The organism is Protofrankia sp. Cj3, from assembly GCF_917627355.1.
Lineage (GTDB): Bacteria > Actinomycetota > Actinomycetes > Frankiales > Frankiaceae > Protofrankia.
Genome location: NZ_CAKJTR010000026.1, coordinates 1,995 through 4,313, shown reverse-complemented (window position 1 = coordinate 4,313; position 2,319 = coordinate 1,995). Strand labels below are relative to the sequence as shown.

Genomic DNA, 2,319 nt, shown 5'->3' with positions numbered 1-2,319 from the left:
GCCCGCTGAGCCCGCTGGGCCCGCTGACGACAGAGGCGGGCAGGCGACATGAGCCGGTTGGTCATCGACCCGGTGACCCGGATCGAGGGTCATCTGCGTGTCGAGGTAGCGGTGGACGGTGGCCGCGTCACCGAGGCGTACGCCTCATCGACGATGTGGCGCGGCATCGAGACCATCGTCGAGGGCCGGGATCCCCGGGACGCCTGGCTGTTCGCGCAGCGGATCTGCGGTGTCTGCACCACCGTGCACGCGCTGGCCTCGGTGCGGGCTGTCGAGGACGCGGTCGGTGCGGTCCCACCGCGCAACGCCCGGCTGCTGCGTGAGATCATCGCCGCGGCGCTGTTCGTTCATGATCATGTCGTGCACTTCTACCATCTGCAGGCGCTGGACTGGATCGACCCGACCGCGGCGCTGAAGGCCGACCCCGCGCGCGCCGCGGCGCTCGCCCAGTCCAGCTCGGACTATCCGCGCTCGACGGCGAAGCTGTTCGCCGCGGTACAGGCCCGGCTGGGCGCGTTCCTGGCGAGCGGGAACATCGGCCCGTTCACGAACGGGTACTGGGGGCATCCCGCGTACCGGCTCAGTCCGGAGCTGAACCTGGTGGCGTTCAGCCACTATCTCGACGCGCTGGACTTCCAGCGGGACTACGTCCGGGTGCACGCGCTGCTCGGCGGCAAGAACCCGCATCCGCAGACCTATGTCGTCGGCGGTATGGCGTCCCCGATCGATCTGGCGAGCCAGGAGGCAATCAACGACAACACGCTGACCGAGCTCGCCCAGCTGCTGGCGCGGGGGCTGGACTTCGTCGAGAAGGTGTTCCTGCCTGACCTGTACGCGATCGCGGCGGCTTATCCTGAATGGACGACGTACGGCGCGGGGCTGGGCTCGTACATGGTGTTCGGGGACTTCGCGCAGGCGCCGCAGCCCAAGGGCCGGCCACAGGCCGGCGGTCTGTTCCCCGGCGGGGTCATCCGCGACGCCCACCCGCGCGGGGGCACGCTGACGGTCGAACCGTTCGACCCGTCCCACATCGCCGAGTCCGTCGCCCACTCGTGGTTCCGTTACGACGGCTCCGGCGGGCCCACAGCCACAGGTACCGGCGCCGCGCTCGCCCCGTGGCAGGGCCAGACCACGCCGGACTACACCGGCCCCGAGCCGCCCTTCTCCCAGCTCGACGTCGGCGGGAAGTACTCGTGGCTGAAGGCACCGCGCTACGACGGGATCGCGGTGGAGGTCGGCCCGCTGGCCCGCATGCTCGTCGGCTACGCATCGGGCGACGCCCGCATCCAGCCGCTCGTGCGGGACGCGCTGGACGGGCTGCGTCTGGCGCCCACGGCGTTGATGTCAACCCTCGGCCGGGTGCTGGCTCGGGGCCTGGAGACGAAGCTGATGGCACAGTACTCCCTGGAACTCCTCGACCGGCTGCGGGCGAACGTCGGCTCGGGGGACCTGACGATCGCGGACACCGGGAAGTGGCATCCCTCGACGTGGCCGGCCGGGCGGGCCCGCGGCGTCGGCTTCCACGAGGCACCCAGGGGATCGCTGTCGCACTGGGTCGTCATCGACGGCGAACGGATCAGCAACTACCAGGCGGTGGTACCCACGACCTGGAACGCCAGCCCCCGCGATGAGCGGGGTAATCCAGGTGCCTACGAGTCGGCCCTGGTCGGCACCCCTGTCGTCGATCCGCGGCGGCCACTGGAGGTGCTGCGGACACTGCACTCGTTCGATCCCTGCATGGCCTGCGCGGCGCATGTGTACGACGCGGACGGCCGCGACATCGTCGAGGTGCGGGTCCAGTGAGCGCCGCCGTGCCGGACAAGGCGGTGTCGGGGGAAGCCGTGCCGCGGGCGTGCCCGGAGCAGGCCTTCGTGCGGGTGCGGGTCTGGGATCTGCCGGTACGTGTCGTGCACTGGCTGCTCGTCCTGGCGTTGGTGGTGCTCAGCGTGACGGGTTTCCTGATCGGGAACCCGCAGCTGCGCCTCGGCGGCGACGCTTACTGGGTCACCTGGGTGCGAACGGTCCACGAGATCACCGCGTTTGTCTTCATCGACCTGATCCTCGCGCGGGTCGCCTGGCACGTCCTGTCACCCAACCGCTGGTCGCGGTGGACGGAGTGGATCCCCAGCACCCGTGAACGCCGGCGTCTGATCATCCCATCGCTGCGTTTCTATCTGTTCATCGACCGTGAGGCGCCCGAGGTCGTCGGTCACAACCCGCTCGCCGGTATGACCTACGCCGTGCTCTACACGATGTTCGCCGCCGAGATTTTCACCGGAGTCGCGCTGTGGGGTGTGGAAGGCAGGAGCTGGGCCGCCT

2 protein-coding genes are annotated in these 2,319 nt (G+C 69.9%); both read left to right on the top strand.

Annotated features, from left to right (window positions below):
• Positions 1 to 48 precede the first annotated feature (48 nt).
• The gene (locus tag MJ783_RS05675; protein ID WP_239308868.1) at positions 49 to 1,803 is read left to right on the top strand and encodes a nickel-dependent hydrogenase large subunit; all 1,755 of its coding nucleotides are present in this window, start codon (positions 49 to 51) and stop codon (positions 1,801 to 1,803) included.
• The coding region (locus MJ783_RS05670) for a cytochrome b/b6 domain-containing protein (RefSeq protein WP_239308867.1) at positions 1,800 to 2,319 on the top strand (520 nt) is incomplete at its 3' end. The genes MJ783_RS05675 and MJ783_RS05670, both read left to right, overlap by 4 nt.

Coding starts and splice junctions, on each gene's coding strand:
- MJ783_RS05675 (WP_239308868.1), top strand. CDS start 49: ATGAGCCGGTTGGTCATCGACCCGGTGACCCGGATCGAGGGTCATCTG.